We start from the raw sequence: 25,306 nt of genomic DNA, 5'->3' as shown, positions 1-25,306 counted from the left end.
CAGCCTCGTCAAACTGGATAAATCGCGGATCACATCATGAGACACATTATTTCCGTTCTGCTGGAAAACGAGCCGGGCGCGCTCTCGCGCGTGGTCGGCCTCTTCTCTGCACGCGGCTACAACATTGAAACCTTGACGGTGGCGCCGACCGAAGACCGTTCGCTGTCGCGCATGACCATCGTTTCCATTGGCTCGGACGACGTGATCGAACAGATCACGAAGCATCTGAACCGCCTGATCGAGGTGGTGAAAGTGGTCGACCTTACCGAGGGCGCCCACATCGAGCGCGAGCTGATGCTGATCAAGGTAAGGGCGGTCGGCAAGGAACGTGAGGAGATGAAGCGGATGGCGGATATTTTCCGCGGCCGCATCATCGACGTCACCGAAAAGACCTACACGATCGAACTGACGGGCGCGAGCGAGAAGCTCGACGCGTTCATCGAAGCGATCGATGCGACCGCGATTCTCGAAACCGTCCGTACGGGCGGCTCGGGCATTGGGCGCGGAGAGCGCATTCTGAAGGTGTGACCCGACCACAGTCGATCTTGCACCGGAACCTGGCCGGATGCGCAAATAATGACGCATCCGGTGAAGCAAAAGCTAACAGCAGTACCGATATTCACCAGACTCTCGCCAAGGAACCAACATGAAAGTTTTCTACGACAAGGACGCCGATCTCTCCCTCATCAAGGGCAAGCAGGTCACGATCATCGGTTACGGCTCGCAAGGCCACGCACACGCGCTGAACCTGAAGGACAGCGGCGTGAACGTCACGGTCGGTCTGCGCAAGAACGGCGCATCGTGGAGCAAGGCTGAGAACGCCGGCCTGCAGGTCAAGGAAGTGGCCGAAGCGGTGAAGAACGCCGACGTCGTCATGATGCTGCTGCCCGACGAGCAGATCGCCGATGTCTACGCGAAGGAAGTCCACGCGAACATCAAGAACGGCGCAGCGCTCGCGTTCGCGCACGGCTTCAACGTGCACTACGGCCAGGTGATCCCGCGCGCGGATCTGGACGTCATCATGATCGCCCCGAAGGCGCCGGGCCATACGGTCCGCGGCACCTACTCGCAAGGCGGCGGCGTGCCCCACCTGATCGCTGTCCACCAGGACAAGTCGGGCGCAGCGCGTGACATCGCCCTGTCGTACGCAGCGGCGAACGGCGGCGGCCGTGCCGGCATCATCGAAACGAACTTCCGCGAAGAAACCGAAACCGACCTGTTCGGCGAACAAGCCGTGCTGTGCGGCGGTACGGTCGACCTGATCAAGGCTGGCTTCGAAACGCTGGTCGAAGCCGGCTACGCGCCGGAAATGGCTTACTTCGAGTGCCTGCACGAACTGAAGCTGATCGTCGACCTGATCTATGAAGGCGGCATCGCCAACATGAACTACTCGATCTCGAACAACGCCGAGTACGGCGAGTACGTGACGGGCCCGCGCGTCATCACGGCCGAGACGAAGAAGGTCATGAAGGAAGTCCTGAAGGACATCCAGACCGGTGAATACGCCAAGAGCTTCATCCTGGAAAACAAGGCCGGCGCACCCACGCTGCAATCGCGCCGCCGTCTCGGCGCCGAGCACCAGATCGAAGTGGTCGGTGCGAAGCTGCGCGCGATGATGCCGTGGATCGCCGCGAACAAGCTCGTCGACCAGTCGAAGAACTAATCTGACGGCATCAATCTGATCGCGTGTACGGTTTTTTGCCGTCACTCATCAGTTTGACCTGAGCTAGACCCGAAAAAGCCGCCCAGGTGGGATGAACCCTGGGCGGCTTTTGCTATCCTACGGTTTTTAAAATAACAGCGAAGCCACCATGAATTACCCTCATCCGATCATCGCGCGCGAAGGCTGGCCGTTCATCGCCATTGCGGCCGTCGTGGCGCTCTTGATCCATGCGGTCGCAGGCTTCGGACTCGCATGGCCCTTCTGGCTGATCCTGATCTTCGTCGTCCAGTTTTTCCGCGATCCGCCGCGCCCGATCCCGAGCCAGGCCAACGCCGTGCTGTGCCCGGCGGACGGCCGCATCGTCGCCGTGGAAACCGCGCACGACCCGTATGCAAACCGTGAAGCGCTCAAGATCAGCGTGTTCATGAACGTCTTCAACGTCCACTCGCAACGTTCGCCCGTGGACGGCGCCGTCGCCAAGGTCGAGTACTTTCCGGGCGCGTACCTGAACGCCGCCATCGACAAGGCTTCGACCGAGAACGAGCGCAATGCCGTGGTCCTGACGATGGCCGACGGCACGACCGTCACCTCCGTGCAGATCGCGGGCCTCATCGCGCGCCGCATTCTCTGCTACGTGCGTGCCGGTGAGCCGCTTTCGCGCGGCCAGCGCTATGGCTTCATCCGCTTCGGCTCGCGCGTCGACGTCTACCTGCCCGTGGGCAGCCGCCCGCGTGTGTCGATTGGCGAGAAGGTGTCTGCCTCGTCGACGATCCTCGCCGAACTGCCGACCCAATCGGCATAAAGGAGGGTTGCGATGGCCGGATTCAAACAGCGTCGACCCCGTAACCCCGCCGGCGGCCCGCTGCCGCGGCCGTTCCGGCGCAACAAGGCCGTCCAGGAGCCCATGGGCGTCGCCGCGAACCGGCGCGCGGCGCGCCAGGAGTTCCTGAAGAAGCGCGGCATCTACCTGCTGCCGAACGCGTTCACCACGGCGGCGCTCTTCTGCGGCTTCTTCGCGGTCGTGCAGGCCATGAACGTGCGCTTCGAGGTGGCGGCCATCGCCATTTTCGTGGCAATGGTGCTCGACGGCATGGACGGGCGCGTGGCGCGCATGACGCACTCGCAAAGCGCGTTCGGCGAGCAGTTCGACAGCCTCTCGGACATGGTGTCGTTCGGCGTGGCGCCCGCGCTCGTGATGTACGAGTGGGTGCTCAAGGATCTCGGGCGCTGGGGCTGGCTCGCGGCATTCGTCTACTGTTCGGGCGCGGCGCTGCGTCTTGCGCGCTTCAACACGAACATCGGCGTGGTGGACAAGCGCTTCTTCCAGGGCCTGCCAAGCCCGGCCGCGGCCGCGCTCATTGCCGGCTTCGTCTGGCTCGCCACCGACAACCGCGTGCCCGTGAAGCTCTCATGGCTGCCGTGGGTGGCCTTCGTGCTGACGATCTACGCGGGCGTGACGATGGTGTCCAACGCGCCGTTCTACAGCGGCAAGGCGCTCGACGTGCGCCATCGCGTGCCGTTCGCGGCCACGCTGCTCGTGGTGGTGGCGTTCGTGCTGGTGTCGTCCGATCCGCCGCTGATGCTGTTCGGCCTGTTCGTGCTCTACGGCCTCTCGGGCTATGTGTTCTGGGCGTACCAGGCCGTGCGCGGGCGCTCGAATCCGGCGCGCTCGTCGCCGCGCGAGCGCTAGGGCGCGGGTGAGGGCGTGCCGCAAAGAGGGCCGCGCGCGAGCGTGGCCCTTTTTCTTTTCGCGCTCGCCCCACGCTGGTTGCCTCCAATTGCGCTATCGGCGGATTCCGGCTATAGTCGGCGGCATGGACACCATCCAGTTCCCCCTCTTCTCCCTTCAAGCCGGCGCGCTACCAAGCACGCTAGCGCTAGCGCGCCTGCCGCGCTGATCTCGCTCGCCCTCCGTAAGCCTCGTTCATTGTCAGCGTCGCCATCGGTGGCGCGAACACCCAGAATCCGTTTTAGACACTGAACAAGTCCCCCTGGAGACCCGAAATGGCAGCAGACAAGCTCATCATCTTCGATACGACGTTGCGTGACGGCGAGCAGTCGCCTGGCGCGTCGATGACGAAGGAAGAGAAAATCCGCATCGCGAAGCAGCTCGAGCGCATGAAGGTCGACATCATCGAAGCGGGCTTCGCGGCCAGCTCGAACGGCGACTTCGACGCGATCCAGACGATCGCCGGCATGATCAAGGACAGCACGATCTGCTCGCTCGCCCGCGCGAACGACAAGGACATCCAGCGCGCCGCCGACGCGCTCAAGGTCGCCGACCACTTCCGCATCCACACGTTCATCGCCACCTCGGCGCTGCACATGGAGAAGAAGCTGCGCATGTCGCCCGAGCAGGTGCTCGAGCAGGCGAAGCTGGCGGTGCGCTTCGCGCGCAAGTTCACGAACGACGTGGAGTTCTCGCCCGAAGACGGCAGCCGCTCGGACATGGACTTCCTGTGCCGCGTGCTCGAAGCCGTCATCAACGAAGGCGCGACCACGATCAATATCGCCGATACGGTCGGCTACGGCATTCCCGAGCTGTACGGCAACCTCGTGAAGACGTTGCGCGAGCGCATTCCGAACTCGGACAAGGCTGTGTTCTCGGTGCACTGCCATAACGACCTCGGCATGGCCGTGGCGAACTCGCTGGCCGGCGTGCAGATCGGCGGCGCGCGCCAGGTGGAGTGCACGATCAACGGTCTCGGCGAACGCGCGGGCAACACGTCGCTCGAAGAAATCGTGATGGCCGTGAAGACCCGCAAGGACTACTTCGGTCTCGATCTCGGCATCGACACCACGCAGATCGTGCCGGCCTCGAAGCTGGTTTCGCAGATCACCGGCTTCGTGGTGCAGCCGAACAAGGCCGTCGTCGGCGCGAACGCGTTTGCGCACGCGTCGGGCATCCACCAGGACGGCGTGCTCAAGGCGCGCGACACCTACGAGATCATGCGCGCGGAAGACGTGGGCTGGAGCGCGAACAAGATCGTGCTCGGCAAGCTCTCGGGCCGCAATGCGTTCAAGCAGCGCCTGCAGGAACTGGGCATCCAGCTCGACAGCGAAGGCGAACTGAACAACGCGTTCGCGCGCTTCAAGGAGCTGGCCGACCGCAAGTCCGAAATCTTCGACGAAGACATCATCGCGATCGTCACGGAAGAGTCGGCCCAGGCGCAGGATCAGGAGCACTTCAAGTTCATCTCGCTTGCGCAGCATTCGGAGACGGGTGAGCGTCCGCACGCACGCGTCGTGTTCTCGGCAGACGGCAAGGAAGTGACCGGCGAAGCCGCGGGCAACGGCCCGGTCGACGCCACGCTCAACGCGATCGAAACCGAAGTGGGCAGCGGCTCGGAGCTTTTGCTGTACTCGGTGAACGCGATCACGACGGGCACCCAGGCGCAGGGCGAAGTGACCGTGCGTCTCTCGAAGGCCGGCCGCATCGTCAATGGCGTGGGCACCGATCCGGATATCGTTGCCGCTTCGGCGAAGGCGTATATCTCCGCGCTCAACAAGCTCTACTCGGGCGACAAGGTCAATCCGCAGCGCTCCGAAGCGGTGTAAGCGGTGGCGAGGCGTCTTGCCTCGCTCGCAGCGCCAGGCAATCAAAAACCCCCGGCTCGCGAGAGCGCGGGGGTTTTGTTCTTTGCTGCGCCCGGGGGCGCGATCAAAACAATCAGAACAGGCTGCGGCGATCCGGATCGTGCAGCGGATCGGGCGTCTTCTGCGTGAGCCGCAGAATGCCCTGGTCGTCGAAGTAGAAGCTGTAGAGCATGTACCAGACGTTGTCTTCGAGGTAGCGGTAGGTCCACGCTTCCTTCTTCATCAGCGGGAAGTAGGAGGTTTCGACCGGGCGGCCGAAGTTCACGAGCACGTCGGTGCGCGTCCATTTGCCGATTTCCGCGCGATAGAACTCGTTGGGCTGCAGCACCTGGCGCAGGTTCACGACCTTGCCGCTCGCGTCGATGTCGGCGGCGGTGGTGGTTTCGCCCATCGGCTGGGTCGGCCACATCAGGCGCTTGCCGCCGTCGGGCAGGTCGTAGGTTTCAGCCGGCGGGCCGAAGCGGGCGATCACGGACTGCGCGTCGTCGCCAGCATGGAATTGCTGCCACGGCTGCGCACAGCCGGCGAGCGCGAGTGCGCCCACGCCCGCGAGGAGCCCGAGACGCAAGCGGCGCGAGGCGAGGCGCACGGGCGTTGCGAGCGAGGTGAATAGGCGCGTGAACATGATGTCCCCCGATGGCAAGGTTTCAATGACCGCCGTGAATGTGGAACCCTTATTTTGACACGGCGCGAGGCGCTCGCGGGGCGGGCCTGTCCGCGCACGCGGAGGATCGCGGCCTTGCCGTCGCCCGGCCTCGCGGCCTATGATCCGCGCTTCGAATGACAATCGGGCTGGCATCAAACAATGAGAGAAAAGCGCATGACGGCACGCATGGCGCGTGCGGTGGCGATCATGGTCGCCATGACGGCGCTGGCGGCAGGGCTCGCGGCCGCAACCGGCGCACGGGCGGATGAGGCGCCGACCGGCAAGCCGATCCAGCTCGCGCTCATCGAAGGCATGTCGGGCCCGTTCGCGGACGCGGGCGCGGCCGTCGAGCGCAACCTGCGCTTCGGCGTGGAGCGGGTCAACGCGCGCGGCGGCGTCGTGCTGCGTGACGGGGCGCATCCGCTCGAACTGGTGACGCTCGACAGCAAGGGCAGCCCCGAGGCGGCGCTCGTACAGCTGCGCATGGCGCAGGACCGCCATATCGGCTATGTCATGCAGGGCAACAGCTCGGCGGTGGCGGCGGCGCTCGAGTCGGCGGTCGATCGCCAGGCCGCGCGCGATCCGGAGAACCGCGAGCTCTTCCTCAACTATTCTGCCGACGACCCCGCGCTCACCAACGCGAATTGCAGCTTCTGGCATTTCCGCTTCGACGCGCACGCGGGCATGCGCATGGACGCGCTCGCGGAAGTGATCGCCGCGGACAAGTCGGTGAAGAAGGTGTATCTGCTCAACCAGGACTACAGCTTCGGCCACGACGTGAGCACGCTCGCGCGCGCCGCGCTGGCGAAGGACCGTCCGGACATTGCCGTCGTCGGCGACGAGTTCCACCCCATTGGCCGCGTGAAGGACTTCGCGCCTTACATCGCCAAGATTCGCGCCGCGGGCGCCGACGCCGTCATCACCGGAAACTGGGGCAACGACCTCACGCTGCTCGTGAAGGCCGCGCGTGAGCAGGGCCTCGACACCAAGTTCTACACCTTCTACGGCAACAGCCTGGGCGCACCGGCGGCGCTGGGCGACGCGGGCGTGAAGCGCGTGATCGCTGTGGCCGACTGGCACCCGAACGTAGGCGGCGCGGCCTCCGACGCGTGGTACAAGGCGTTCCGCGCCCGCTACCCGGCGGCTAAGGACGACTACCCGGTGCTGCGCATGTCGATGATGGTGGAGATGCTCGCGCAGGCCATGACGAAGGCGGGCACGGCCGATCCCGGCGCGGTCGCGAAGGCGCTGGAGGGCATGCGATTCGACAATGGCTTTCACCCCATGTGGATGCGTGCCGACGACCACCAGGTGATCCAGCCCCTTTACGTCATGGAGATGGACAAGCAGGGCACGCCCGGCGTGCGCAACGACAACGAGGGTTCCGGCTATGGCTTTCGCACGGTGCTGGCGCTGCCCGCGCAGCGCACCGTGCCCGCTACGGTCTGCCAGATGAAGCGGCCTTGACGGCGCGCCTTACAAGCGGGTTCGCGGCAAATCGGGGCTGTGCTACAATACGCCCCTTGTCGCGAACCTGCGGCAAGACAATCACGCAGTCAGAACCAAGCCACGGCACGGCCTTTCTTCCGTGACCGCTCGTTTGTTTTAAAGGAAAAGCAAAATGTCCGTAGCAGATATCAAGAAGTCCGACGTCGTCGCGCAATTCGCGCGCGGCACCAATGACACGGGATCGCCCGAAGTTCAGGTTGCGCTCCTGACGTCGCGTATCAACGAACTGACCTCGCACTTCAAGTCGCACGCGAAGGATCACCACAGCCGCCGCGGTCTGCTGCGCATGGTGAGCCGCCGCCGCAAGCTGCTCGACTACCTGAAGGGCAAGGACGCTGACCGTTACCGCACGCTGATCGAGAAGCTGGGTCTGCGTAAGTAATCGGAAGGTCTTCCGCAAAGATGCCTGTGTCAGTTCCACTGATGCAGGCATTTTGTTTTTGAACGGTGCGCTTCATGCTGCTTTTCAAGCCGCTTCGATGCGATGAACACCGGTCCGTAACACAAGGCAACACCACGTAGCACCAGCAGTACAAGCAGCAGGGCCGGGCCTCGGGGGCAGAGCTTTGTGTCATTCCAGCAGATCGTACGCGGCGATGCGTCACAGCCGCATTGCAACCGTTTTGCAACCTCGCGATCCGCTGGAATGGCATAACACTCCTCTTCCTGCGCGGTGTCGGAGCCTGTCTTGCCGCATCGTCCGCGTGTGCGGGCGGCGCATAACAAATGAGTAAGGAGTGAGTGACCATGACCATGTTCAATAAAGTCGTGAAGGAATTCAAATGGGGCCAGCACAACGTGCGCCTCGAAACGGGTGAGATCGCCCGTCAGGCGAGCGGTGCTGTCATCGTCGACGTCGAAGACACCGTCGTGCTCGCGACCGTCGTCGGCGCGAAGACCGCCAAGCCGGGTCAGGACTTCTTCCCGCTCACCGTCGACTACATCGAAAAGACCTATTCGGCCGGCAAGATCCCGGGCGGCTTCTTCCGCCGCGAAGGCCGTCCGTCGGAAGGCGAGACGCTCATCTCGCGCCTGATCGACCGTCCGCTGCGCCCGCTTTTCCCGGAAGGCTATTACAACGAAGTCCAGGTCGTGATCCACGTCCTGTCGATCAACCCGGAAGTCCCGGCTGACATCCCCGCGCTGATCGGCGCGTCGGCTGCGCTGGCGATCTCGGGTCTGCCGTTCAACGGCCCGGTGGGCGCCGCACGCGTGGCCTACATCAACAACGAGTACGTGCTCAACCCCACGCGCGCCCAGATCAAGGAATCGAGCCTCGATCTCGTCGTGGCCGGTACCGAGCGCGCTGTGCTGATGGTGGAGTCGGAAGCCGACCAGCTGCCGGAAGACGTGATGCTCGGCGCGGTCGTGTTCGGCCACGAGCAGATGCAAACGGCCATCGACGCGATCCACGAGCTGGTGCGTGACGGCGGCAAGCCCGAGTGGGACTGGACGCCGGCGCCGAAGGACGAAGCGCTCATCGCGCGCGTCACGGCCATCGCCAACGACAACCTGCTCGCCGCGTATCAACTGCGCGACAAGCAGCAGCGTTCGACCAAGCTGAAGGAAGTCTACGCAGCCACGTCGGCCAAGCTCGAAGAAGAAGCGGCTGCGGCCGGCACGACGGCGGCCGACAAGGCCACGGTCGGCAACATCGTGTTCGACCTCGAAGCGAAGATCGTCCGTTCGCAGATCCTGAATGGCGAGCCGCGTATCGACGGCCGCGACACGCGCACGGTTCGCCCGATCGAGATCCGCACGGGCGTGCTGCCGCGCACCCACGGTTCGGCGCTCTTCACGCGCGGCGAAACGCAGGCGCTGGTCGTCGCGACGCTCGGCACCAAGGGCGACGAGCAGATCATCGACGCGCTCGAAGGCGAGTACCGCGACCGCTTCATGCTCCACTACAACATGCCCCCGTTCGCGACCGGCGAAACGGGCCGTGTCGGTTCGCCCAAGCGCCGTGAAATCGGCCACGGCCGTCTCGCCAAGCGCGCGCTCGTCGCATGCCTGCCGAGCGCCGAAGAATTCGGCTACTCGATCCGCGTGGTCTCGGAAATCACCGAGTCGAACGGTTCGTCGTCGATGGCATCGGTGTGCGGCGGCTGCCTCGCGCTGATGGACGCCGGCGTGCCGATGAAGGCGCACGTCGCCGGCATCGCGATGGGCCTGATCCTCGAAGGCAACAAGTTCGCCGTGCTGACCGACATCCTCGGCGACGAAGATCACCTCGGCGACATGGACTTCAAGGTGGCGGGTACGGAAGCAGGCGTGACCGCGCTGCAGATGGACATCAAGATCCAGGGCATCACCAAGGAAATCATGCAGGTCGCGCTCGCGCAAGCGAAGGAAGGCCGCATGCACATCCTCGGCAAGATGACCTCGGCTGTGTCGGGCGTGAACACCGAACTGTCGGCGTACGCTCCGCGCATGATCACCATCAAGATCAACCCGGAAAAGATCCGCGACGTGATCGGCAAGGGCGGTTCGGTGATCCGCGCGCTGACGGAAGAAACGGGCACGACCATCGACATTTCGGATGATGGCGTCGTGACCATCGCTTCGACGTCGAGCGAAGGCATGGCCGAAGCGAAGAAGCGCATCGAGAACATCACGGCCGAAATCGAGGTGGGCCAGGTGTACGAAGGCGCGGTCCTCAAGCTGCTGGACTTCGGCGCGATCGTGAACCTGCTGCCGGGCAAGGATGGTCTGCTGCACATCTCCGAGATCGCCAACGAGCGCATCAAGGACATCAACGACTATCTGAAGGAAGGCCAGGTTGTGAAGGTCAAGGTCATCCAGACGGATGAAAAGGGCCGCGTGCGCCTGTCCGCCAAGGCGCTGCTCAACGAGCAAGCCAATGACGGCGCACCGCAAGGCGAGCCGCAGCAGTAAAGCGGTAAGCTCCAACGGCCGGCAGCGTGCAGAACGCGCCGGCCGTTTTTTATGACAATGAGGGTGAATGGCAGTGCGCATGCGTCAATCCTGTCGCGTGCGCAGCGCCATCCAGACGGGGCGCGAAGCGCTGAGGAGACGCGAGATGAAGGCAGTCGAGATTACGGAATTCGGTGCGCCGGACGTGCTCAAGCTGGCCGAACGGCCAACTCCCGAGCCTAAGGCTGGCGAAGTGCTGATCAAGGTGAGCGCCTCGGGCGTGAACCGTCCCGACGTGTTCCAGCGCAAGGGCTCGTATGCGCCGCCGCCGGGCATTTCCGATCTGCCCGGGCTCGAGGTGGCGGGCGAGATCGTCGGCGGCTCGATCGACGAGAAGAACAATCCGTTCGGCCTGAAAATTGGCGATCGCGTGTGCGCGCTGATCGCGGGCGGCGGTTACGCCGAATACGCGGTCGCGCCGCTAGGGCAATGCCTGCCGGTGCCGAAGGGGCTCACCGATGTCGAGGCGGCCTCGCTGCCCGAAACGTTCTTCACGGTCTGGAGCAACGTCTTCCAGCGCGCCTACCTGGGCCAGGGCGAGGGCGGCGAGAACGAGACGCTGCTCGTGCAGGGCGGCTCGAGCGGCATCGGCGTGACGGCGATCCAGATCGCGCATGCCCTCGGCTTTCGCGTGTTCGCAACCGCGGGCTCGGACGACAAGTGCCGCGCCTGCGAGGCGCTCGGCGCCGACCGCGCCATCAACTACCGCAGCAGCGATTTCGTGGAGGTCGTGAAGGCGCTCACGAACGACCGCGGTGTGGACGTGATTCTCGACATGGTGGCCGGCGGCTACGTGGCGCGCGAGCTTTCCGCGCTGGCGACCGGTGGCCGCATCGTGCTCATCGCGACGCTCGGCGGCTCCAAGGCCGAACTCAACATGGGCGAGATCCTGCGCCGCCGGCTCACGGTGACCGGTTCGACGCTGCGTGCGCGTTCCGTGGAGTTCAAGGCCCAGATCGCTCAGGAACTCAAGGCGAAGGTCTGGCCCCTCATCGAAGAGGGCCGCATCAAACCCGTCGTGTTCCGCGTATTCCCCGCCGCGCAGGCCGCCGAGGCCCATGCGTTGATGGAAAGCAGCGAGCATATCGGCAAGATCATGCTCGACTGGAGTAGCGCGGCCTGACGGCGCATCGGCACGAGCGACCTGCTCGTGCTTGATTTTTCGGGATTTTTTTCGCGTATTTTTGTGCATCGCGGGCGGGCCGGTTTGACCCGTCTGGATTTCACGCAGTAAAATTATGTGTTTTGCGTCCGCTTTTAACAGCAACCGGAACAATGACGAAACAACGATCGAAGCTCGTAGTCGGTAACTGGAAGATGCATGGCCGCCTCGCGGCCAATGCGGCACTGCTAGAAGGCGTTGCGCGCGGCGCGCAGCCGCTGCCCCCGGACGTGCACGTTGGTGTGTGCGTGCCGTTCCCGTATCTCGCGCAGGCGCAGGCACTGCTCGGCGGCAGCCGGGTTCAGTGGGGCGCGCAGGACATTTCGGCGCACGAGCAGGGTGCCTATACGGGCGAAGTCGCGGCAGGCATGGTTGCCGACTTCGAAGCCACGTTTGCGATCGTTGGTCACTCGGAACGCCGCGCATACCACGGCGAGAGTTCCGAATGCGTCGCTGTGAAGGCGCAGCGCGCGCTTGCGGCGGGCCTCACGCCTATCGTCTGCGTAGGCGAGACGCTCGAAGAACGCGAGTCGGGCGCGACCGAGCGCGTGGTCGGCGCACAGATCGATGCCGTGCTGGCCGTGCTGTCGGTCGAAGAGGCGGCGCGTATCGTCGTCGCTTACGAGCCGGTCTGGGCGATCGGCACGGGCAAGAGCGCGAGCTCGGAGCAGGCTCAGCAGGTGCATGCGTTCCTGCGCGCGCGCCTCGTGGCCAAGGGCGCGCAAGTGGCGGACGTGCCGCTGCTCTACGGCGGCAGCGTGAAGCCGGAAAATGCGGCGGAGCTCTTCCGTCAGGCCGACATCGACGGCGGCCTGATCGGCGGTGCGTCGCTGAAAGAGGGTGATTTCCTCGCGATCTGCGTGGCCGCTGCGGCGGGCGCCAGCGTCGCGAGCTAAAGGCTTGCGCACGAAGCATTCGAACTAGAACGCGTCGTGCGGGCTGCTTACGCGTCTGCTCCGGGAGGGGCGGACGTTCAACCAGGACTCAGGTGAGTGTGATGCTGTATTTGAAAACGTTGATTATCGTCGTCCAGCTTCTGTCGGCGCTCGGGGTGATCGGCCTCGTCTTGCTGCAGCACGGCAAAGGCGCGGACATGGGCGCCGCATTCGGCAGCGGCGCGTCGGGCAGCCTGTTCGGCGCGAGCGGCTCCGCGAACTTCCTTTCGCGCACTACGGCAGTTCTCGCAACGGTGTTTTTCTGCTCCACCCTTGCGTTAACTTACCTGGGGTCGTATCATGCGAAGCCTTCGGCGGGCCTGCTTGGCGCTTCGGTTCCAGCCCCGGTCGTAGCCTCGGCGCCGGCTGCTTCGGCGCCGGTTGCATCTGCTCCTGGCGCATCCGCTCCGGCGGCGGCTTCGCCGGCTGCAGCAGCCTCGCAACCCGGCAGCGACGTTCCGAAATAAGTTTGAAAAACTTGTTTTGTGCGTTGAACAACAAACGGAAACAAGTTAGAATCTAAGTCTTGAAGCGATTCGCGGGTTGCAAGATTTTGTTGTCCCGGATTGCATGTAGTGCCGACGTGGTGAAATTGGTAGACACGCTATCTTGAGGGGGTAGTGGCGAAAGCTGTGCGAGTTCGAGTCTCGCCGTCGGCACCAATGTTATCTAAAAATGCCAGCCGCTTGCTTCAGCTTCGGCTGGCATTTTTGCTTCTTACGTCGTGTTCGTCTTCTGTTCGCAGCGCGAAGTACGTGAAGTGATTCCCGCGGAGCGGCGCAAGTTCCAGCGGAACCTCAGAACCAACCGATATAGAGGATAGCCTTGAACCTCGCTGCCTATTTCCCCGTCCTTCTGTTCCTCCTCGTGGGTGTTGGTCTGGGCATAGCGCTAGTGACAATCGGCAAGGTCCTCGGTCCCAACCGGCCAGACAGCGAAAAAAATTCGCCGTACGAGTGCGGCTTCGAAGCCTTCGAAGACGCCCGAATGAAGTTCGACGTACGCTACTACCTGGTCGCCATCCTTTTCATCATCTTCGACCTCGAAACGGCGTTCCTGTTTCCGTGGGGCGTGGCCCTGCGCGACATCGGCTGGCCGGGCTTCCTGTCGATGATGCTGTTTCTGCTCGAATTCCTGCTGGGCTTTGCCTACATCTGGAAGAAGGGTGGTCTCGACTGGGAATAATGGGTTAATCGCCGGATTGCATGGGCGGCACTGCGGGGAAACTGTGGGCTGTCCGTCTGGAGTGGAAAGCACATGAGTATCGAAGGGGTCTTGAAGGAAGGGTTTGTCACCACCACGGCTGACAAGCTGATCAACTGGACGCGCACTGGCTCGCTGTGGCCGATGACGTTCGGTCTGGCGTGTTGCGCGGTCGAGATGATGCACGCGGGCGCGGCCCGTTATGACCTTGACCGTTTCGGCGTGGTGTTTCGTCCGAGCCCGCGTCAGTCGGACGTCATGATCGTCGCCGGTACGCTCTGCAACAAGATGGCGCCGGCGCTGCGCAAGGTCTACGACCAGATGGCCGAGCCGCGCTGGGTCATTTCGATGGGGTCGTGCGCCAACGGCGGCGGCTACTACCACTATTCGTATTCGGTCGTGCGCGGTTGTGATCGCATCGTGCCGGTCGACGTCTATGTGCCGGGGTGCCCGCCGACAGCGGAAGCCCTGGTCTACGGGGTGATCCAGTTGCAGGCGAAGATTCGCCGCACCAGCACCATCGCCCGTCAATAAAGGCCGAGTGCCTCCCCACAATATGGCAAGCAAACTCGAGACCCTGAAAGCGAACCTCGAAGCGACCCTCGGCGCGCGCATCGTCAGCCTCACCGAGGCGCTCGGCGAACTGACGCTGGTCGTCAAGGCGGGCGAGTCCCTCGCGGTGGCCAAGGAGCTGCGCGACAATCCCTCGCTGCGCTTCGAGCAACTGGTCGACCTGTGCGGCGTCGACTATCAGACCTTCGGTGACGGCGCCTGGGAAGGCCCGCGCTTCGCCGCGGTGTCGCATCTGCTCTCGCTCGCGAACAACTGGCGCGTGCGTCTGCGCGTGTTCGCGCCGGACGACGAAGTGCCTATCGTGCCGTCGCTCGTCGAGATCTGGAATTCGGCCAACTGGTACGAGCGCGAGGCGTTCGACCTGTACGGCATCGTCTTCGAAGGCCACCCCGACCTGCGCCGCATCCTGACCGACTACGGTTTCATCGGCCACCCGTTCCGCAAGGACTTCCCGGTTTCGGGCTATGTCGAAATGCGTTACGACCCGGAGCAGAAGCGCGTGGTCTACCAGCCCGTCACGATCGAGCCGCGCGAGATCACGCCGCGTGTGATCCGCGAAGATCGCTACGGCGGTCTGAAGAAACACTAAGAGGGTCGCATGTCAGAGATCAAGAACTACACGCTCAACTTCGGCCCGCAGCACCCGGCAGCGCACGGTGTGCTGCGCCTCGTGCTCGAGCTCGACGGCGAAGTGATCCAGCGCGCCGATCCGCACATCGGCCTGCTGCATCGCGCGACGGAAAAGCTCGCCGAAAGCAAGACGTTCATCCAGTCGGTGCCGTACATGGATCGTCTCGACTACGTGTCGATGATGGTCAACGAGCACGGCTATGTGCTCGCCATCGAGAAGCTGCTCGGCATTGAAGTGCCGATCCGCGCGAAGTACATCCGCGTGCTGTTCGACGAAGTCACGCGCGTGCTGAACCACCTCATGTGGATCGGCTCGCACGCGCTCGACGTCGGCGCGATGGCGGTGTTCCTCTACGCGTTCCGCGAGCGCGAAGATCTGATGGACGTCTACGAGGCGGTCTCGGGTGCGCGCATGCATGCGGCCTACTACCGTCCGGGCGGCGTGTACCGCGATCTGCCTGACGCAATGCCGCAATACAAGGCGTCGAAGATCCACAACGAGAAGGCGCTCGCCCGCATGAACGAGGCGCGCCAGGGCTCGGTGCTGGACTTCATCGACGACTTCTTCACGCGCTTCCCCGGTTGCGTCGACGAGTACGAAACGCTCCTCACCGACAACCGTATCTGGAAGCAGCGTCTGGTCGGCATCGGCGTGGTGAGCCCCGAGCGCGCCATGCAGCTCGGCCTGACGGGCGCGATGCTGCGCGGTTCGGGCATCGAGTGGGACCTGCGCAAGAAGCAGCCGTACGAAGTCTACGACCAGATGGACTTCGACATTCCGGTGGGCGTGAACGGCGACTGCTACGACCGCTATCTCGTGCGCGTCGAAGAAATGCGTCAGTCCACCCGCATCGCGAAACAGTGCATTGAGTGGTTGCGCAAGAATCCCGGCCCTGTGATGGTCGACAATCACAAGGTTGCGCCGCCTTCGCGCGTGAACATGAAGTCGAACATGGAAGAGCTGATTCACCACTTCAAGCTCTTCACGGAAGGCTTCCACGTGCCCGAAGGCGAGGCATATGCTGCCGTCGAACATCCGAAGGGTGAATTCGGCATCTACCTGGTGTCAGATGGCGCGAACAAGCCGTATCGTCTGAAGATCCGTGCGCCGGGTTATGCCCACCTGTCCGCGCTCGATGAAATGGCGCGCGGCCACATGATTGCCGACGCGGTCACGATCATCGGCACGCAGGACATCGTGTTCGGTGAAATTGACCGCTAAGGCGGCGCGCAGTAAGGTGCGCCCGGTCCCGGGCGCACGCAGCATGGAACGCCACGTCTGTCGCAGCGAATGTATGAGAACGCGCGGCAGGTTTTCGTTCGGTAGGAATTGAAAGAGTCGTGTCTGAAAATGATCTCAGCTGAAGGCCTGAAAGAAATCGATCGCGCGTTGACGAAGTATCCCGCCGATCAGCGACAGTCCGCCGTGATGGCGGCTTTGGCCGTTGCTCAGGAAGAGCATGGCTGGCTGTCCCCCGAAATCATGCAGTTCGTGGCCGACTACATCGGCATGCCGCCTGTCGCGGTCCAGGAAGTCGCCACCTTCTACACGATGTTCGAGACGAGGCCGGTCGGCAAGCACAAGATCACGCTCTGCACGAATCTGCCGTGCCAGCTCGGCCCGGAAGGCGGCTCGGAGAGCGCCGCCGAATACCTGAAGCAGAAGCTCGGTATCGACTTCGGCGAAACCACGCCCGACGGCAAGTTCACCTTGAAAGAAGGTGAGTGCATGGGCGCGTGCGGCGATGCACCGGTGATGCTCGTGAACAATCACCGCATGTGCAGCTTCATGAGCCGCGAGAAGATCGACCAGCTGCTCGAGGAGCTTTCGAAATGACTTCGTTGCACGACCGTCACATCAAACCGCTGATTCTCGCGGGCCTCAACGGCGAGAACTGGCATCTCGAAGACTACGTCGCGCGCGGCGGCTACAAGCAGCTGCGCCGTATTCTCGAAGAAAAGATTCCGCCCGAGCAGGTGATCGCCGACGTGAAGGCGAGCGGTCTGCGCGGCCGCGGCGGTGCGGGCTTTCCGACCGGCCTGAAGTGGAGCTTCATGCCGCGTCAGTTCCCGGGGCAGAAGTATCTCGTCTGCAACTCGGACGAGGGCGAGCCGGGCACGTTCAAGGACCGCGACATCCTGCGCTGGAATCCGCATAGCGTGATCGAAGGCATGGCCATCGGCGCGTACGCGATGGGCATCACCGTGGGCTACAACTACATCCACGGCGAGATTTTCGAGGTGTATCGCCGCTTCGAGGCTGCGCTGGAAGAAGCGCGCCAGGCGGGCTATCTCGGCGACAACATTCTCGGCACGGACTTCTCGTTCCAGCTGCACGCGCACCATGGCTATGGCGCGTACATCTGCGGCGAGGAAACCGCGCTGCTCGAGTCGCTCGAAGGCAAGAAGGGCCAGCCGCGCTTCAAGCCGCCTTTCCCGGCGAGCTTCGGCGTGTACGGCAAGCCCACCACGATCAACAACACCGAGACGTTCGCAGCCGTCCCGTTCCTGCTGAGCGTGGGTCCGCAGACGTACATGGAACTCGGCAAGCCGAACAACGGCGGCACGAAGATCTTCTCGATTTCGGGCGACGTGGAGCGTCCGGGCAACTACGAGATCCCGCTCGGCACCCCGTTCGCGAAGCTCATGGAGCTGGCCGGCGGCATGCGCGGCGGCAAGAAACTGAAGGCCGTGATTCCGGGCGGCTCGTCGGCGCCGGTCATTCCGGGCGACCTGATGATGCAGACGGACATGGACTATGACTCCATCGCCAAGCAGGGCTCGATGCTCGGCTCCGGCGCCGTCATCGTCATGGACGAAACGCGCTGCATGGTGCGCTCGCTGCTGCGCCTCTCGTACTTCTATTACGAAGAGTCGTGCGGCCAGTGCACGCCGTGCCGCGAAGGCACGGGCTGGCTGTATCGCGTGGTGAACCGCATCGAGCACGGCGAAGGCCGCCAGGAAGACCTGGACCTGCTGAACTCGGTGGCGGGCAACATCATGGGCCGCACGATCTGTGCGCTCGGCGATGCGGCGGCCATGCCGGTGCGCGGCATGCTCAAGCACTACTGGGACGAATTCGAATATCACGTGCACAACAAGCGTTGTCTCGTCGGCGGTCATGCCGGCTCGCACGCGGCCTCGGAAACGGTGGCCGCCTGACGGCGAGTCAAGACAGCGCGTTGTGCCGGGTTGCGCACATCGCCGCGTAGCACGACGCAACGGGGAATGCCGCTGTGAAATTGAGCGGTAACAGGTTAGGGACGATTAACCATCATGGTTGAACTTGAAATAGACGGCAAGAAGGTGCAGGTGCCCGAGGGCAGCATGGTGATCCAGGCTGCTCAGCGCGTGGACACGTACATCCCGCACTTCTGCTATCACAAGAAGCTCTCCATCGCGGCCAACTGCCGGATGTGTCTCGTCGATGTCGAGAAGATGCCGAAGGCCGTGCCCGCGTGCGCGACGCCGGTGTCGCAAGGCATGGTCGTGCGCACCATGTCGGACAAGGCCGTGCAGGGTCAGCAAGCCGTGATGGAATTCCTGCTGATCAACCACCCGCTCGACTGCCCGATCTGCGATCAGGGCGGCGAATGCCAACTCCAGGATCTGGCCGTCGGTTACGGCAAGTCCGCCTCGCGCTACAGCGAAGAAAAGCGCGTGGTGTTCCACAAGAACGTCGGTCCGCTCATCTCGATGGAAGAGATGTCGCGCTGCATCCACTGCACGCGCTGCGTACGCTTCGGCGACGAAATCGCCGGCGTGATGGAACTCGGCATGCTCGGCCGCGGCGAGCACTCGGAAATCACCTCGTTCGTCGGCAAGACGGTCGACTCGGAACTCTCCGGCAACATGATCGACCTGTGCCCGGTCGGCGCGCTCACGAGCAAGCCGTTCCGCTTCTCGGCGCGGACCTGGGAACTGTCGCGCCGCAAGTCGGTGAGCCCGCACGACGCCACGGGTGCGAACCTCGTCGTGCAGGTGAAGAACAACCGCGTGATGCGCGTGCTGCCGTTCGAGAACGAATCCATCAACGAATGCTGGATCTCGGACAAGGACCGTTTCTCCTACGAAGGACTGAACAGCGAAGACCGTCTCACGCGCCCGATGATCAAGCAGGGCGGCGAGTGGATCGAAACCGACTGGCAGACCGCGCTGGAATACGTCGTGAAGGGCATCAAGGGCATTTGCGACGAGCACGGCGAGAACCAGCTCGCGCTGCTCGCGAGCCCGCACGGCACGCTCGAAGAGCTCTATCTCGCGAAGCAGTTCGCGGACGCGATCGGCACGCCGAACGTCGACTTCCGCCTGCGCCAGAGCGACTTCTCGGCGCCGCTCGAAGGCGCACCGTGGCTCGGCACGAAGATCGCCGAGCTCTCGTATGCCGACTCGGCGTTCGTGATCGGTTCGTTCCTGCGCCGCGACCACGCGCTGTTTGCCGCGCGTCTGCGCCAGGCTGCGAAGGGCGGGGCACAGGTCAGTTTCCTGCAGGCCACCGCTGACGGCTCGCTGATCCCGAACGCACAGCGCATCGTCGCCGCGCCTTCGGCATGGCTCGACGAACTGGCTTCGATCGCAGCGGCCGTTGCCGAGGCGAAGGGCGTTGCGGTGCCCGAAGGCTTCGCAGGCGCACAGGCCACGGAAGCCGCGAAGCAGGTCGCCGCGTCGCTCGCGAGCGGCGAGCGCCGCTACGTGCTGCTCGGCAACGCCGCGGTCCAGCATCCGGAATTCTCGCGCCTGCACGCTGCCGCGCAGTTCATCGCCGAAACGACGGGCGCGACGCTTGGCTTCCTCACGGAAGCGGCCAACACGGTCGGCGCGCATATCGCCGGCGCACTGCCGGGCCGCGACGGCCTGAACGCACGCGAAGCGTTCGAGCAGCCGCGCAAGGGCTATCTGCTCTTGAACGTCGAGCCGGAATTCGATACGGCCAACCCGGCCGCCGCGCGCGCTGCGCTCGCGCAGGCCGAAATGGTCGCCGTGTTCTCGCCGTACAAGACGGGCCTCGACTACGCGGACGTGCTGCTGCCCATCGCGCCGTACACGGAAACCTCGGGTACCTTCATCAACGCCGAAGGTACGGCTCAGACCTTCAACGGCGTCGTGCGCCCGCTCGGCGACGCGCGTCCGGCATGGAAGGTTCTGCGCGTGCTCGGCACGCTGCTGGGCGCCAAGGGCTTCGAATACGACACCGCCGAGGAAGTGCGCCGCAAGGCGCTCGGCGACGGCAGCTTCGAAGGCCGCCTGTCGAACAAGGCCGGCGCCACGGTGGCGCGCGGCAGCCTCGCGAAGGCCGCGGAAGGCCGCTTCGAGCGCATCGCCGACGTGCCGATCTACCACGCCGATCAAATCGTGCGCCGCGGCGAAGCGCTGCAGCTCACCATGGCTGCCCGCGTGGCGAACGCGATCGGCCTGCCGGCGGCATACTTCGACCAGCTCGGCCTGAAGGAAGGCGACGCCGTGCGCGTGCGCCAGGGCGATCTGTCGGTGACGGCGCCTGCAACGCGCGATGCGAATCTTGCGCCGACGGTGGTGCGCGTGTCGGCGGCGACGCCGGCCGGTGCGCAACTCGGCAGCCTGTTCGGTGAACTGCTGGTGGAGAAGGCGTAAATGAGCTTGTTCGATACGATCAATGCAGGCGGCAGCCAACTGCTCGGCGTGGCATGGCCCACCGTCTGGGCGCTGGTGCGCATTCTCGTCGTCGCGGTGGTGATCCTGCTGTGTGTTGCGTACCTGATCCTCTGGGAGCGCAAGCTGATCGGCTGGATGCACGTGCGTCTCGGCCCGAACCGCGTGGGCCCGGCAGGTCTGTTGCAGCCGATCGCCGACGTGCTGAAGCTGCTGCTCAAGGAAGTGATTCAGCCCGCGCAGGCGAGCCGCTGGATCTACATGGTCGCGCCGATCATGGTCGTGGTGCCGGCCTTCGCGGTGTGGGCGGTGATTCCGTTCCAGGCGGGCGCGGTGCTCGGCGACATCAACGCGGGCCTGCTCTACGCGATGGCGATCTCGTCGATCGGCGTGTACGGCGTGATTCTGGCGGGCTGGGCGTCGAACTCGAAGTACGCCTTCCTCGGCGCCATGCGCGCCGCGGCGCAGATGGTTTCGTACGAAATTTCGATGGGCTTCGCGCTCGTCGTCGTGCTGATGGTGTCGGGCAGCCTGAATCTTTCGGTGATCGTCGAAGGCCAGATGCGCGGCATGTTCGCAAACTGGGGCATCACGTTCCTCTCGTGGAACTGGCTGCCGCTGCTGCCGATGTTCGTCGTCTACTTCATCTCGGGCATTGCCGAAACGAACCGCCACCCGTTCGACGTGGTGGAAGGGGAGTCGGAAATCGTCGCGGGTCACATGGTCGATTACTCGGGTATGGCGTTCGCGCTGTTCTTCCTCGCCGAGTACATCAACATGATCGTGATCTCGGCGCTTGCCTCGGTGATGTTCCTTGGCGGTTGGAGCGCCCCGTTCGCGTTCCTCGACTTCATCCCGGGCGTGTTCTGGCTGGTGTTGAAGGTCTTCTGTCTGCTGTCGGTTTTCATCTGGGCCCGCGCGACGTTCCCGCGCTATCGCTATGACCAGATCATGCGTCTCGGCTGGAAGGTGTTCATTCCGGTGTGCATCGTGTGGCTGATCGTGGTCGGCTTCTGGTACATGTCGCCGTTGAGCATCTGGAAATAAGGGGCGAACACAACCATGAACGCTATCCAAAACTTCTTCAAGACGTTCTTCCTGACCGAGCTGCTCAAGGGGCTCGCGCTGACGGGGCGTTACGCCTTCAAGCGCAAGTTCACCGTGCAGTTCCCGGAAGAAAAGACGCCTATATCCCCGCGTTTTCGGGGTTTGCACGCGCTGCGCCGCTATGAAAATGGCGAAGAGCGCTGCATCGCGTGCAAGCTGTGCGAGGCCGTGTGCCCCGCGCTCGCGATCACGATCGAATCGGAAGTGCGCGAGGACAACACGCGCCGCACGACGCGTTACGACATCGACCTGACCAAGTGCATCTTCTGCGGTTTCTGTGAAGAGAGCTGCCCGGTCGACTCGATCGTCGAAACGCACATTCTCGAGTATCACGGCGAGAAGCGCGGCGATCTGTATTTCACGAAGGATATGCTGCTGGCCGTGGGCGATCGCTATGAAGCGCAGATCGCGGCGAACAAGGCAGCGGATGCACCGTACCGTTGATCTTTCAGTTTGACGCTGCATCGGCCCGCGGTTCGGGCCGGCTGTGGGGAACGCGTGTGTCGAACACCCGCGCTTTACCGCAGCCTGACCGCCGCGGCGCGACGCTCCCTGGTCTGGCCGCCAGTCTGCGCCGCGCAATCCGCCTCACGAAGGCCTCAACGATGAACCAGTAATCATGGAATTCACGACCGTCCTGTTCTACATCTTCGCGCTGCTGCTCACGCTGTCAGGGCTGAAGGTGATCACTTCGCGCAATCCCGTCGCGTCTGCGCTCTTCCTCGTGCTCGCGTTCTTCAACGCGGCCGCGATCTGGATGCTGCTCGAGGCCGAATTCCTCGCGATCCTGCTGGTGCTCGTCTACGTGGGCGCGGTGATGGTGCTGTTCCTGTTCGTGGTGATGATGCTGGACATCAACATCGACGTGCTGAGCCGCGACTTCAAGCGCTTCATCCCGGTGGCGACCATCGTGGGCGCGATCATCGTGGTCGAAACTGCGCTGATACTGTGGCACGGCTTCGGCGCGACGAGCACGCCGGTACCCGACACCACGCCGGCCGCTGCCGCCGCGATCTCGAATGCGCACCTGATCGGCAAGATCATCTACACCGACTACATCTTCGCCTTCGAAGTCGCTGGCCTCGTGCTGCTGGTGGCGATCGTCGCGGCCGTCGCGCTCACGGTGCGCGAGCCGAAGGACTCGAAGCGTCAGAACGTGTCGAAGCAGGTCAACGTGCGTCGTCAGGACCGCGTGCGCCTCGTGAAGATGCAGGCCGTCGTGGAAGTGCCTGAGCCGGCGGAACCGGCGCAGGCGGAAGCCGGGGCTGCGCCCGCGGCGGGTGCCGCGCCGGCCGCACCGGCAACGAAGAGCTAAGCGCGAAGGAGCGAACCATGCTGACACTGGCCCATTACCTCGTCCTCGGCGCGATCCTTTTTGCGATCTCGATCGTTGGCATTTTTCTCAATCGGCGCAACGTCATCATCATCCTGATGGCGATTGAGCTGATGTTGTTAGCGGTGAACACGAACTTTGTCGCGTTCTCGCATTACCTCGGTGACGTTCACGGACAGATTTTCGTGTTCTTCGTGCTTACAGTTGCGGCGGCGGAAGCTGCAATTGGTCTGGCTATTCTTGTGACCCTGTTCCGCAGCCTCGACACGATCAATGTCGAGGATCTCGATCAGCTCAAAGGCTAAGGCAGGCTGACTTTATGGCAACGACTCTCAACGAAACTCTTCTGCTGGCGATCCCGCTGGCTCCTCTCGCCGGTTCTCTGATTGCCGGTCTCTTTTGCAGAACGATCGGGCGCGCGGGCGCGCATACGGTGGCCATTCTCGGCGTCGCGATTGCGTTCGTGCTTTCGCTCATCACGTTCTTTGACGTGATGGGCGGCGCGAGCTTCAACGCGACTGTCTACGAATGGATGTCGGTCGGCAGCCTGAAGTTCGAAGTTGGCTTCCTCATCGACTCGTTGACTGCGCTCATGATGGTCGTCGTGACCTTCGTGTCCCTGATGGTGCACATCTACACGATCGGCTACATGGCGGAAGAAGAGGGCTACGAGCGCTTCTTCTCGTACATCGCGCTCTTCACGTTCTCGATGCTGATGCTCGTGATGGCCAACAACTTCCTGCAGCTGTTCTTCGGCTGGGAAGCGGTGGGTCTCGTCTCGTACCTGCTGATCGGCTTCTACTTCAAGCGTGAAAGCGCCATCTACGCGAACATGAAGGCGTTCCTCGTGAACCGCGTGGGCGACTTCGGCTTCCTGCTCGGTATTGGCCTGTTGCTCGCGTTCGGCGGCTCGCTGAACTACAACGACATCTTCGCGAAGGGTCATGAAATCGCCGCGCTGACGTTCCCGGGCACCTCGTGGAACCTGCTCACCGTTGCGTGTATCTGCCTCTTCATCGGCGCAATGGGCAAGTCGGCCCAGTTCCCGCTGCACGTCTGGCTCCCCGACTCGATGGAAGGCCCGACGCCGATCTCCGCGCTGATTCACGCGGCAACCATGGTGACGGCCGGTATCTTCATGGTCGCGCGCATGTCGCCGCTGTTCGAACTTTCGGAAGCCGCGCTGTCGTTCATCGTCGTGATCGGCGCCATTACCGCGCTCTTCATGGGCTTCCTCGGGGTGGTCCAGAACGACATCAAGCGTGTGGTGGCTTACTCCACGCTCTCGCAGCTCGGTTACATGACCGTGGCGCTCGGCGTCTCGGCTTACCCGGTCGCGATCTTCCACCTGATGACGCACGCGTTCTTCAAGGCGCTGCTGTTCCTCGGCGCGGGTTCGGTCATCATCGGCATGCACCACGATCAGGACATGCGCAACATGGGCGGCCTGCGCAAGTACATGCCCATCACGTGGATCACCTCGCTCATCGGTTCGCTCGCGCTGATCGGCACGCCGTTCTTCTCGGGCTTCTACTCGAAGGATTCGATCATCGACGCAGTGAAGCTCTCGCACCTGCCGGGTTCGGGCTTCGCGTATTTCGCGGTGGTCGCGAGCGTGTTCGTCACGGCGCTGTACTCGTTCCGTATGTACTTCCTCGTGTTCCACGGTGAAGAGCGCTTCCGCGGTCCGAAGCATCCGGAATCGCCGATGGCGATCGAAGCCGCCAATGCTGCCCACAGCGGTCACGGCGATCATGGCCACGGTCACGACGAACACCACGTGCACGTGCCGCACGAGTCGCCGTGGGTCATCTGGGTGCCGCTCGTTCTGCTCGCGATTCCCTCGGTGATCGCCGGTGCGTTCGCGATCCAGCCGCTGCTCTTCGGTGACTTCTTCTCGCATGGCGTGGCGTTCCAGAACGTCATCTTCGTTGGCGAGAACCACGAAGCGCTCGCGGAGATGGGCAAGGAATTCCAGGGCTGGGCCGCGATGGGCGCGCATGCGTTCTCGGGTCTGCCGGTGTGGCTCGCACTCGCGGGTGTGGTGGTGGCGTGGTTCTTCTACATGAAGCGCCCGGAACTGCCGGCCGTCGTGTCGCGCACTTTCTCGCCGGTCTACAAGCTGCTGGCAAACGCGTATTACCTCGACAAGATCAACGAAATCGTCTTCGCTCGCGGAGCAGTCGCGATCGGTCGCGGTCTGTGGAAGGAGGGCGATGTCGTCGTGATCGACGGCGTCGTAAACGGGAGCGCCAAGTTTATCGGCTGGTTTGCAAGTGTCATTCGTTTCCTGCAATCCGGCTATATCTACCACTACGCATTTGCCATGATCATTGGCATGCTTGGCCTCCTTACCCTGTTTGTAACGCTCGGCGGCAAATAAGGC

General features: G+C 63.4%; 24 protein-coding genes and 1 tRNA gene. 24 read left to right on the top strand and 1 reads right to left on the bottom strand.

What is annotated here, in order from left to right; genetic code table 11:
* The first annotated feature begins 36 nt into the window (after nucleotides 1-36).
* The 5 genes from ilvN (at nucleotide 37) to A3CW_RS0123105 (ending at nucleotide 5,221) form a co-directional block, all read left to right on the top strand.
* The gene (gene ilvN, locus A3CW_RS0123125; protein WP_028205690.1) at nucleotides 37-528 is read left to right on the top strand and encodes an acetolactate synthase small subunit; all 492 of its coding nucleotides are present in this window, start codon (nucleotides 37-39) and stop codon (nucleotides 526-528) included.
* 118 nt (nucleotides 529-646) lie between these two features.
* Nucleotides 647-1,663 (top strand): ketol-acid reductoisomerase, encoded by a 1,017-nt coding sequence (ilvC, locus tag A3CW_RS0123120; protein ID WP_028205689.1) that lies wholly within the window; start codon nucleotides 647-649, stop codon nucleotides 1,661-1,663.
* Between the two features lie 148 nt (nucleotides 1,664-1,811).
* Nucleotides 1,812-2,465, top strand: a complete 654-nt coding sequence (locus tag A3CW_RS0123115) for a phosphatidylserine decarboxylase (protein ID WP_028205688.1) — start codon at nucleotides 1,812-1,814, stop codon at nucleotides 2,463-2,465.
* 12 nt (nucleotides 2,466-2,477) lie between these two features.
* On the top strand, nucleotides 2,478-3,353 hold the full coding sequence (gene pssA / locus A3CW_RS0123110; RefSeq protein WP_028205687.1) for a CDP-diacylglycerol--serine O-phosphatidyltransferase: 876 nt from the start codon (nucleotides 2,478-2,480) through the stop codon (nucleotides 3,351-3,353).
* Nucleotides 3,354-3,667: 314 nt separating this feature from the next.
* Nucleotides 3,668-5,221, top strand: coding sequence for a 2-isopropylmalate synthase (locus A3CW_RS0123105; RefSeq protein ID WP_028205686.1), 1,554 nt, complete (start codon nucleotides 3,668-3,670; stop codon nucleotides 5,219-5,221).
* Nucleotides 5,222-5,333: 112 nt separating this feature from the next.
* On the opposite strand, the gene A3CW_RS0123100 is transcribed toward A3CW_RS0123105, so the two are convergent.
* The gene (locus A3CW_RS0123100) at nucleotides 5,334-5,885 is read right to left on the bottom strand and encodes a hypothetical protein (protein ID WP_028205685.1); all 552 of its coding nucleotides are present in this window, start codon (nucleotides 5,883-5,885) and stop codon (nucleotides 5,334-5,336) included.
* A 195-nt stretch (nucleotides 5,886-6,080) separates the two neighbouring features.
* Here A3CW_RS0123100 and A3CW_RS0123095 point away from each other — a divergent pair, with 195 nt between their 5' ends.
* From A3CW_RS0123095 to nuoL, 19 genes are all read left to right on the top strand, one after another.
* Nucleotides 6,081-7,373 (top strand): branched-chain amino acid ABC transporter substrate-binding protein, encoded by a 1,293-nt coding sequence (locus A3CW_RS0123095; protein ID WP_028205684.1) that lies wholly within the window; start codon nucleotides 6,081-6,083, stop codon nucleotides 7,371-7,373.
* 154 nt (nucleotides 7,374-7,527) lie between these two features.
* Nucleotides 7,528-7,797, top strand: coding sequence for a 30S ribosomal protein S15 (rpsO, locus tag A3CW_RS0123090; protein ID WP_028205683.1), 270 nt, complete (start codon nucleotides 7,528-7,530; stop codon nucleotides 7,795-7,797).
* Between the two features lie 365 nt (nucleotides 7,798-8,162).
* The gene (gene pnp / locus A3CW_RS0123085; protein WP_028205682.1) at nucleotides 8,163-10,310 is read left to right on the top strand and encodes a polyribonucleotide nucleotidyltransferase; all 2,148 of its coding nucleotides are present in this window, start codon (nucleotides 8,163-8,165) and stop codon (nucleotides 10,308-10,310) included.
* 145 nt (nucleotides 10,311-10,455) lie between these two features.
* Entirely contained in the window at nucleotides 10,456-11,472 is a 1,017-nt protein-coding gene (locus A3CW_RS0123080) for an NAD(P)H-quinone oxidoreductase (protein ID WP_028205681.1), read from the top strand.
* A 152-nt stretch (nucleotides 11,473-11,624) separates the two neighbouring features.
* Complete coding sequence (gene tpiA, locus A3CW_RS0123075; protein ID WP_051481655.1) at nucleotides 11,625-12,407, top strand: triose-phosphate isomerase; 783 nt, start codon at nucleotides 11,625-11,627, stop codon at nucleotides 12,405-12,407.
* Between the two features lie 101 nt (nucleotides 12,408-12,508).
* A complete protein-coding gene (secG, locus tag A3CW_RS0123070; protein ID WP_028205679.1) occupies nucleotides 12,509-12,913 on the top strand; it encodes a preprotein translocase subunit SecG in 405 nt (134 codons plus the stop codon).
* 110 nt (nucleotides 12,914-13,023) lie between these two features.
* Nucleotides 13,024-13,108: transfer RNA gene (locus tag A3CW_RS0123065), tRNA-Leu, on the top strand.
* A gap of 163 nt (nucleotides 13,109-13,271) precedes the next feature.
* The gene (locus tag A3CW_RS0123060) at nucleotides 13,272-13,631 is read left to right on the top strand and encodes an NADH-quinone oxidoreductase subunit A (protein WP_028205678.1); all 360 of its coding nucleotides are present in this window, start codon (nucleotides 13,272-13,274) and stop codon (nucleotides 13,629-13,631) included.
* Between the two features lie 72 nt (nucleotides 13,632-13,703).
* Nucleotides 13,704-14,183 carry a NuoB/complex I 20 kDa subunit family protein gene (locus tag A3CW_RS0123055; RefSeq protein WP_027819582.1) on the top strand — a complete coding sequence of 160 codons (480 nt, stop codon included), beginning with the start codon at nucleotides 13,704-13,706 and terminating at the stop codon, nucleotides 14,181-14,183.
* A gap of 22 nt (nucleotides 14,184-14,205) precedes the next feature.
* Entirely contained in the window at nucleotides 14,206-14,811 is a 606-nt protein-coding gene (locus tag A3CW_RS0123050) for an NADH-quinone oxidoreductase subunit C (RefSeq protein WP_028205677.1), read from the top strand.
* Between the two features lie 9 nt (nucleotides 14,812-14,820).
* Complete coding sequence (locus A3CW_RS0123045) at nucleotides 14,821-16,074, top strand: NADH-quinone oxidoreductase subunit D (RefSeq protein WP_028205676.1); 1,254 nt, start codon at nucleotides 14,821-14,823, stop codon at nucleotides 16,072-16,074.
* Between the two features lie 129 nt (nucleotides 16,075-16,203).
* A complete protein-coding gene (gene nuoE / locus A3CW_RS0123040) occupies nucleotides 16,204-16,689 on the top strand; it encodes an NADH-quinone oxidoreductase subunit NuoE (protein ID WP_028205675.1) in 486 nt (161 codons plus the stop codon).
* Nucleotides 16,686-18,014, top strand: coding sequence for an NADH-quinone oxidoreductase subunit NuoF (nuoF, locus tag A3CW_RS0123035; RefSeq protein WP_028205674.1), 1,329 nt, complete (start codon nucleotides 16,686-16,688; stop codon nucleotides 18,012-18,014). Before nuoE ends, nuoF begins: the two co-directional genes overlap by 4 nt.
* A 114-nt stretch (nucleotides 18,015-18,128) precedes the next feature.
* Nucleotides 18,129-20,462 carry an NADH-quinone oxidoreductase subunit NuoG gene (nuoG, locus tag A3CW_RS0123030; RefSeq protein ID WP_028205673.1) on the top strand — a complete coding sequence of 778 codons (2,334 nt, stop codon included), beginning with the start codon at nucleotides 18,129-18,131 and terminating at the stop codon, nucleotides 20,460-20,462.
* Nucleotides 20,463-21,527, top strand: a complete 1,065-nt coding sequence (gene nuoH / locus A3CW_RS0123025; protein ID WP_028205672.1) for an NADH-quinone oxidoreductase subunit NuoH — start codon at nucleotides 20,463-20,465, stop codon at nucleotides 21,525-21,527.
* A gap of 15 nt (nucleotides 21,528-21,542) precedes the next feature.
* On the top strand, nucleotides 21,543-22,031 hold the full coding sequence (gene nuoI, locus A3CW_RS0123020) for an NADH-quinone oxidoreductase subunit NuoI (RefSeq protein WP_028205671.1): 489 nt from the start codon (nucleotides 21,543-21,545) through the stop codon (nucleotides 22,029-22,031).
* A gap of 175 nt (nucleotides 22,032-22,206) precedes the next feature.
* Nucleotides 22,207-22,902 carry an NADH-quinone oxidoreductase subunit J gene (locus tag A3CW_RS0123015; RefSeq protein ID WP_028205670.1) on the top strand — a complete coding sequence of 232 codons (696 nt, stop codon included), beginning with the start codon at nucleotides 22,207-22,209 and terminating at the stop codon, nucleotides 22,900-22,902.
* Between the two features lie 17 nt (nucleotides 22,903-22,919).
* Nucleotides 22,920-23,225 (top strand): NADH-quinone oxidoreductase subunit NuoK, encoded by a 306-nt coding sequence (gene nuoK, locus A3CW_RS0123010; RefSeq protein WP_006052894.1) that lies wholly within the window; start codon nucleotides 22,920-22,922, stop codon nucleotides 23,223-23,225.
* A 14-nt stretch (nucleotides 23,226-23,239) separates the two neighbouring features.
* Nucleotides 23,240-25,303, top strand: a complete 2,064-nt coding sequence (nuoL, locus tag A3CW_RS0123005; protein WP_028205669.1) for an NADH-quinone oxidoreductase subunit L — start codon at nucleotides 23,240-23,242, stop codon at nucleotides 25,301-25,303.
* Nucleotides 25,304-25,306 lie beyond the last annotated feature (3 nt).

The sequence above is a fragment of the Paraburkholderia nodosa DSM 21604 genome (assembly GCF_000519185.1).
Lineage (GTDB): Bacteria > Pseudomonadota > Gammaproteobacteria > Burkholderiales > Burkholderiaceae > Paraburkholderia > Paraburkholderia nodosa.
Note: the sequence above shows the minus strand (reverse complement) of the source record. Positions and strands in the feature narration are given on the sequence as shown.

Excerpts from the sequence above, each read along its gene's own strand:
- nuoF (WP_028205674.1), top strand. The coding sequence starts at position 16,686 with ATGACTTCGTTGCACGACCGTCACATCAAACCGCTGATTCTCGCGGGC.
- secG (WP_028205679.1), top strand. The coding sequence starts at position 12,509 with ATGCTGTATTTGAAAACGTTGATTATCGTCGTCCAGCTTCTGTCGGCG.
- A3CW_RS0123115 (WP_028205688.1), top strand. The coding sequence starts at position 1,812 with ATGAATTACCCTCATCCGATCATCGCGCGCGAAGGCTGGCCGTTCATC.
- A3CW_RS0123015 (WP_028205670.1), top strand. The coding sequence starts at position 22,207 with ATGGAATTCACGACCGTCCTGTTCTACATCTTCGCGCTGCTGCTCACG.
- nuoE (WP_028205675.1), top strand. The coding sequence starts at position 16,204 with ATGATCTCAGCTGAAGGCCTGAAAGAAATCGATCGCGCGTTGACGAAG.
- nuoG (WP_028205673.1), top strand. The coding sequence starts at position 18,129 with ATGGTTGAACTTGAAATAGACGGCAAGAAGGTGCAGGTGCCCGAGGGC.
- ilvN (WP_028205690.1), top strand. The coding sequence starts at position 37 with ATGAGACACATTATTTCCGTTCTGCTGGAAAACGAGCCGGGCGCGCTC.
- ilvC (WP_028205689.1), top strand. The coding sequence starts at position 647 with ATGAAAGTTTTCTACGACAAGGACGCCGATCTCTCCCTCATCAAGGGC.
- A3CW_RS0123100 (WP_028205685.1), bottom strand. The coding sequence starts at position 5,885 with ATGTTCACGCGCCTATTCACCTCGCTCGCAACGCCCGTGCGCCTCGCC.
- A3CW_RS0123055 (WP_027819582.1), top strand. The coding sequence starts at position 13,704 with ATGAGTATCGAAGGGGTCTTGAAGGAAGGGTTTGTCACCACCACGGCT.
- A3CW_RS0123045 (WP_028205676.1), top strand. The coding sequence starts at position 14,821 with ATGTCAGAGATCAAGAACTACACGCTCAACTTCGGCCCGCAGCACCCG.
- pnp (WP_028205682.1), top strand. The coding sequence starts at position 8,163 with ATGACCATGTTCAATAAAGTCGTGAAGGAATTCAAATGGGGCCAGCAC.
- nuoH (WP_028205672.1), top strand. The coding sequence starts at position 20,463 with ATGAGCTTGTTCGATACGATCAATGCAGGCGGCAGCCAACTGCTCGGC.
- rpsO (WP_028205683.1), top strand. The coding sequence starts at position 7,528 with ATGTCCGTAGCAGATATCAAGAAGTCCGACGTCGTCGCGCAATTCGCG.
- A3CW_RS0123080 (WP_028205681.1), top strand. The coding sequence starts at position 10,456 with ATGAAGGCAGTCGAGATTACGGAATTCGGTGCGCCGGACGTGCTCAAG.
- nuoL (WP_028205669.1), top strand. The coding sequence starts at position 23,240 with ATGGCAACGACTCTCAACGAAACTCTTCTGCTGGCGATCCCGCTGGCT.
- A3CW_RS0123095 (WP_028205684.1), top strand. The coding sequence starts at position 6,081 with ATGACGGCACGCATGGCGCGTGCGGTGGCGATCATGGTCGCCATGACG.
- tpiA (WP_051481655.1), top strand. The coding sequence starts at position 11,625 with ATGACGAAACAACGATCGAAGCTCGTAGTCGGTAACTGGAAGATGCAT.
- pssA (WP_028205687.1), top strand. The coding sequence starts at position 2,478 with ATGGCCGGATTCAAACAGCGTCGACCCCGTAACCCCGCCGGCGGCCCG.
- nuoK (WP_006052894.1), top strand. The coding sequence starts at position 22,920 with ATGCTGACACTGGCCCATTACCTCGTCCTCGGCGCGATCCTTTTTGCG.
- A3CW_RS0123050 (WP_028205677.1), top strand. The coding sequence starts at position 14,206 with ATGGCAAGCAAACTCGAGACCCTGAAAGCGAACCTCGAAGCGACCCTC.
- A3CW_RS0123105 (WP_028205686.1), top strand. The coding sequence starts at position 3,668 with ATGGCAGCAGACAAGCTCATCATCTTCGATACGACGTTGCGTGACGGC.
- nuoI (WP_028205671.1), top strand. The coding sequence starts at position 21,543 with ATGAACGCTATCCAAAACTTCTTCAAGACGTTCTTCCTGACCGAGCTG.